We start from the raw sequence: 5,664 nt of genomic DNA, 5'->3' as shown, positions 1-5,664 counted from the left end.
AGGGAGAGGGCTACACCGAGCTGCTGGCCGACGCCAGCAGCTTCGAGGACTTCGACGCCGACGCGGCCGCGGAGCGCGGCTACGGCTTCGTCCGGCTGAACCAGCTCGCGCTGGAACACCTCACCGGCGCCCGGTAAGCATGCCGAGCGAGCATCGGGCCAGCGCCTCCTGCACCTCGGGGTCGGACCGGAACGCGGTGGCTCGCTCCTTCAGGATCAGGTAGGTGCGCATGTTGGCGCGCACCGAGTCCCAGACGCCGTCGTAGTCCTCGGTGCGGGACGGCTTGTAGTCGAAGTGCCGGGGGCCGGTGTAGGCGGGGCTGGGGCTGCCGGCGCTACCCCCTGAGCGGCCCGGGCCGCCGAACTCCAGCAGGTCGACCAGGCCGAAGGCGTTGAGCAGGTCACCGTGGCCGAACACCAGGTCCTGATCGAACTTGATGCTGCGCTGGCCGTTGAGGTCGATGTGGAAGAGCTTTCCGTGCCAGAGCGCCTGCGCGACGCTGTGCACGAAGTTCAGGCCCGCCATCTGCTCGTGGCCGACCTCGGGGTTCACACCGACCAGTTCAGGCCTGTCCAGGGAGGAGATGAAAGCCAGCGCGCTGCCCACGGTCGGCAGCAGGATGTCGCCGCGGGGCTCGTTGGGCTTGGGCTCCAGGGCGAACCGGATCGGGTAGCCGCGGTCGGTGACGAACTCGGTGAGCAGGTTCATCGCCTCGCGGTAGCGGTCCAGCGCCGCCTGGACGTCCTTGGCGGTGTCGTACTCGCTGCCCTCCCGACCGCCCCAGAGCACGAACGTCTCAGCGCCCAGTTCGGCCGCGAGCTCGATGTTGCGCAGCACCTTGCGGATCGCGTACCGGCGGATCGAGCGGTCGTTGCTGGTGAAGCCGCCGTCCTTGAAGACCGGATGGGTGAACAGGTTGGTGGTCACCATCGGGACCACCAGGCCGGTCTCGGCCAGGGCCTCGCCGAAGCGCGCCAGCTGCTTGTCCCGCTCCGGGCCCGAGGCGCCGAACGGGATCAGGTCGTCGTCGTGGAAGGTGATGCCGTAGGCCCCGAGGTCGTTGAGCCGGTGGACCGCCTCGATCGGGTCCAGCGGCGCCCGGGTGGGGTCACCGAACTGGTCCTTGGCCTGCCAGCCGATCGTCCACAGCCCGAAGGAGAACCGGTCGGCTTTCGTAGGAGTAAGCGTCGTAGGAGTAAGCGCCATCTCGTCCTCTGAGTTTGTTCGGCCATTGAACTTAGTCAGACCACCGTACGGGACGGGTACTGGAAATGCACCCGTGCTGAGCGGGTCCCGCGAAGTGGTTTGATCGAAGGCATGACGACCACCTCTCGGGCCGGTCAGCCGGCCGCCACCGAAGATCTCGTCGACATCGCCAGCCTGGTCGATGCCTACTACCAGCTGCACCCGGACGTCTCGGCCCCCGAGCAACGGGTCAGCTTCGGTACCTCCGGCCATCGCGGCTCGTCGCTGCACACCACGTTCAACGAGGACCACATCCTCGCCACCAGCCAGGCGATCTGTGAGTACCGCACCGCCCACGGCATCGACGGCCCGCTCTACCTCGGGGCCGACAGCCATGCGCTGTCCGAGCCCGCGGTCCACTCCGCGCTGGAGGTGTTCGCCGCCCACGAGGTCGGCGTGCTGGTCGACTCCCGCAACGGCTACACCCCGACCCCGGCGGTCTCGCGCGCGATCCTTGCCCACAACGCCGGTCGCGACAGCGCCGGTCGAGACCACGCCGGTCGGAACAGCGGGCTGGCCGACGGTGTGGTGGTCACCCCGTCGCACAACCCGCCGGCTGACGGCGGCTTCAAGTACAACCCGCCGGACGGCGGCCCGGCCGGCACCGACATCACCGGCTGGATCCAGGACCGCGCCAACGAGTTGCTGGCCGCCGGGGTGGCGGGGATCAAGCGGATCCCCTACGAGCGAGCCGTCGCCTCCGACCACGTCCAGGGCTTCGACTTCCTGGACGCCTACGTGACGGCCCTGGCCGGCGTGCTGGACCTCGACGCGATCCGCGCTGCCGGCGTCCGGATCGGAGCCGATCCGCTGGGCGGGGCCTCGGTGGCCTACTGGGGCGAGATCGGCTCGCGCTACGGCCTGGACCTGACCGTGGTGAACCCCGACGTCGACCCGCAGTTCGGCTTCATGACCCTGGACTGGGACGGCAAGATCCGGATGGACTGCTCCTCGCCGGCGGCGATGGCCTCGCTGATCCAGCGTATGCAGCGCGACAGCAGCGGCGCCACGCTCTATGACATCGCCACCGGCAACGACACCGACGCCGACCGGCACGGCATCGTCACCCCCGACGGCGGCCTGATGAACCCCAACCACTTCCTGTCGGTGGCGATCGGCCACCTCTACGCCAACCGGCCCGGCTGGCGAGCCGACGCCGCCATCGGCAAGACGCTGGTCAGCTCCTCGATGATCGACCGGGTGGCCGCCGACCTCGGGCGCAAGCTGATCGAGGTGCCGGTCGGGTTCAAGTGGTTCGTCCCCGGCCTGCTCGACGGCTCCGTCGGCTTCGGCGGCGAGGAGTCGGCCGGCGCCTCCTTCCTGCAACGCGACGGCGGCGTCTGGACCACCGACAAGGACGGCATCATCCTTGGCCTGCTGGCCTCGGAGATCCTGGCCGTGACGGGCAAGTCGCCCTCGGAGCACTACCGGGACCTGACGGCGAGGTTCGGCGAACCGGCCTACGCGCGGATCGACTCGCCGGCCAGCCGGCAGCAGAAGGCGGTGCTGGCCAAGCTGTCACCGTCGCAGGTGAGTGCCTCGACGCTCGCCGGTTACCCGATCACCGACCGGCTGACCGCGGCACCCGGCAACGGCGCTCCGATCGGCGGCCTGAAGGTGACCACCGAGCGCGGCTGGTTCGCCGCCCGGCCGTCGGGCACCGAGGACGTCTACAAGCTCTACGCCGAGTCCTTCGACGGGCCGGAGCACCTGGCCCGGATCCAGGACGAGGCCCGCGAGATCGTGGCCGCCGCGCTCGGCTCCGCGTCCTGAGGGCCGTCGGCGTCTCGTCACAGGCTCTTGTGCGGCCCGCTCAGCTCGTCCAGGATCAGCACGGTCTGGGTGGCCAGCACGTCCGGCATGGTCTGGAAGGTGTTGAGCACCAGCTCCCGCATGCTGGCCGCGTCCTGGGTGCGCACCAGCAACACCAGGTCGTTCTCGCCGGAGACCAGCGCGCCGTGCCAGACCTCGGGAATCTGCAACACCTGGCGCCGGACCGCCTTCCAGGAGTGCTGGCTGATCTTGAGGTAGACGTAGGCCGAGATGCCGAAGCCGTAACGCTCCGGATCGATCGACGCGGCGTAGCCGGTGATCACGCCCTCGGAGACCAGCCGCTCGACCCGGGTGTAGGCGCTGGCCCGGGAGATGTGCAGCTTCTCAGCCAGCGCCCGCATCGAGAGCCTGCCGTCTTCGCGCAGTTCTGAGACGATTGCCCGGTCGGTGTCGTCGAGCTGGACCGGTTGTCTAACCTCAACCGCTTGCGGGTGCTTGTTGTTCGACATACTGCACCGTATCAAGCTAATCTCAGCCGATCATCTGGATCTGCTGCAGATTTCTGGATCAACGGCTCTAGACCCAGCACACTTGGCACATGACTGTGGTCACCCCGTCCGCCGGGTTCTTGCCAACGGCAACCCCGCGCTGCCTGATCGACGCCGATGGCCATGCCACCTCGACGGACCCGGCGCGGCTGCCTGATCCCGACGTGCTGCTCGAGCTCTTCCGGTTGATGTCGCTCGGGCGCCGCTTCGACAGCCAGGCCACCGCCCTGACCAAGCAGGGCCGGCTGGCGGTCTACCCCTCCTCCCGCGGCCAGGAGGCCTGCCAGGTCGGCTCGGTCACCGCGCTGGCCCAGCGGGACTGGCTGTTTCCGACCTACCGGGACTCGGTGGCGCTGGTCAGCCGGGGCATCAACCCGGTCGAGGCGCTGACGCTGCTGCGCGGGGACTGGCACTGCGGCTATGACCCCTACCTGCACCGCACCGGACCCCAGTGCACGCCGCTGGCCACCAACACCCTGCACGCGGTCGGCCTGGCACACGCCGCCCGGCTGGCCGGCGAGGACACGGTCACCCTGGTGTTCGTCGGTGACGGCGCCACCAGCGAGGGCGACACCCACGAGGCGCTCAACATCGCAGCGGTCTGGCAGGCACCGGTGGTGTTCCTGGTACAGAACAACGGCTACGCGATCTCGGTGCCGCTGGCCAAGCAGACGCATGCCGAGACGCTGGCCCACAAGGGCGTCGGCTACGGCATGCCCGGCGTGCTGATCGACGGCAACGACGCGGCCATGGTGCACGTGGCGGTGACCGAGGCGATCGAGCGCGCCCGCCGCGGCGAGGGCCCCACCCTGATCGAGGCACTGACCTACCGGATCGAGGCGCACACCAACGCCGACGACGCCACCCGCTACCGCGAGGAGTCCGAAGTCGCCAGCTGGCTGGCCCGCGACCCGATCGCCCGGCTGCAGACCTACCTCACCGACCACGGCCTGCTCGACGACGCAGCTGTCGCGGCGATCGCGGAGGAGGGCGAGGCCCGGGCGGCCCGGCTGCGGGCGGCGATGAACGCCGATCCGGTGACCGATCCCGCGGACCTGTTCGCCCACGTCTACACCGAGCCGACGGCCGCCCTGCGCAGCCAGGCGGCCGGCCTGGCTGCTGAGTTGGCCGACGAGCTCGCGGCGGAGTCGTCATGACCGCCTCGGTGGCGAAGATCGTGCAGCAGGCCGAGAAGCTGGGCAGCCTGACCATGGCCGGCGCGCTGAACCGGGCGCTGGCCGATGAGTTGCGCGCCGATGACCGGGTGCTGGTCTACGGCGAGGACGTCGGCGCGCTCGGTGGCGTCTTCCGGGTCACCGACGGCCTGGCGGCCGAGTTCGGTGACCGGCGGGTGTTCGACTCGCCGCTGGCCGAGGCCGGCATCGTGGGAACCGCGATCGGGATGGCGATGCACGGCCTGCGCCCGGTGGTCGAGATGCAGTTCGACGCCTTCTCCTACCCGGCCTTCGAGCAGATCACCTCGCACCTGGCCAAGCTGCACAACCGCACCCGCGGCCGGATCACGCTGCCGGTCGTGATCCGGATCCCCTACGGCGGCGGCATCGGCGGTGTCGAGCACCACAGCGATTCCTCCGAGGCGTACTGGGTGCACACTCCCGGCTTGAGGGTGGTCACCCCGGGCACCGCCTCTGATGCGTACTGGCTGCTGCGCCAGGCGATCGCCTGTGACGACCCGGTGATCTTCCTCGAGCCCAAGCGCCGGTACTGGGCCAAGGAGGAGATCTCACCGGAGCCCGTCGCGCAGTTCCACCAGGCACAGGTGCGCCGGGCCGGCACCGACGTCACCCTGATCGGCTACGGCTCGATGGTGGCGACGCTGCTGGAAACCGCCGACGCGGCCGCCGAGGACGGCATCTCGGCCGAGGTCATCGACCTGCGCTCGCTGGCTCCCTTCGATGACCGGACCGTGGTGGCCTCGGTGCGCCGGACCGGACGGGCCGTGGTGGTGCACGAGGCCAGCGGCTTCGGGGGCTTCGGGGCTGAGGTCGTCGCCCGGCTCACCGAGCAGTGCTTCCACCAGCTGCACGCGCCGATCGGACGGGTGACCGGCTTCGACATCCCGTACCCGCCGCCGATG

At 69.8% G+C, this 5,664-nt stretch carries 4 protein-coding genes and 2 pseudogenes; 4 read left to right on the top strand and 2 right to left on the bottom strand.

Features of this window, described 5'->3' with window-relative positions; genetic code table 11:
- A pseudogene (locus VF542_RS11930) lies at window positions 1-137 on the top strand (xylose isomerase); the annotation flags it as partial.
- On the opposite strand, the pseudogene xylA reads toward VF542_RS11930, so the two are convergent.
- Window positions 136-1,206 (bottom strand): annotated as a pseudogene (gene xylA / locus VF542_RS11925) (xylose isomerase); the annotation flags it as partial. The pseudogenes VF542_RS11930 and xylA overlap by 2 nt on opposite strands.
- 111 nt (window positions 1,207-1,317) lie before the next feature.
- Here xylA and pgm point away from each other — a divergent pair.
- Window positions 1,318-3,018: a phosphoglucomutase (alpha-D-glucose-1,6-bisphosphate-dependent) gene (gene pgm, locus VF542_RS11920; protein WP_408651926.1), complete on the top strand. Its 1,701-nt coding sequence runs from the start codon at window positions 1,318-1,320 to the stop codon at window positions 3,016-3,018.
- A gap of 17 nt (window positions 3,019-3,035) precedes the next feature.
- Here pgm and VF542_RS11915 read toward each other — a convergent pair whose 3' ends face one another.
- Entirely contained in the window at window positions 3,036-3,527 is a 492-nt protein-coding gene (locus VF542_RS11915) for an Lrp/AsnC family transcriptional regulator (RefSeq protein ID WP_408651925.1), read from the bottom strand.
- An 89-nt stretch (window positions 3,528-3,616) separates the two neighbouring features.
- On the opposite strand from VF542_RS11915, the gene pdhA reads away from it, so the two are divergent.
- A complete protein-coding gene (gene pdhA / locus VF542_RS11910) occupies window positions 3,617-4,723 on the top strand; it encodes a pyruvate dehydrogenase (acetyl-transferring) E1 component subunit alpha (RefSeq protein WP_408651924.1) in 1,107 nt (368 codons plus the stop codon).
- Between the two features lie 53 nt (window positions 4,724-4,776).
- On the top strand, window positions 4,777-5,664 hold an 888-nt coding region (locus tag VF542_RS11905; RefSeq protein WP_408651927.1), incomplete at its 3' end, for an alpha-ketoacid dehydrogenase subunit beta.

Origin of the sequence: Jatrophihabitans sp. (genome assembly GCF_036389215.1) — a bacterium.
GTDB lineage: Bacteria > Actinomycetota > Actinomycetes > Mycobacteriales > Jatrophihabitantaceae > Jatrophihabitans_A.
Note: the sequence above shows the minus strand (reverse complement) of the source record. Positions and strands in the feature narration are given on the sequence as shown.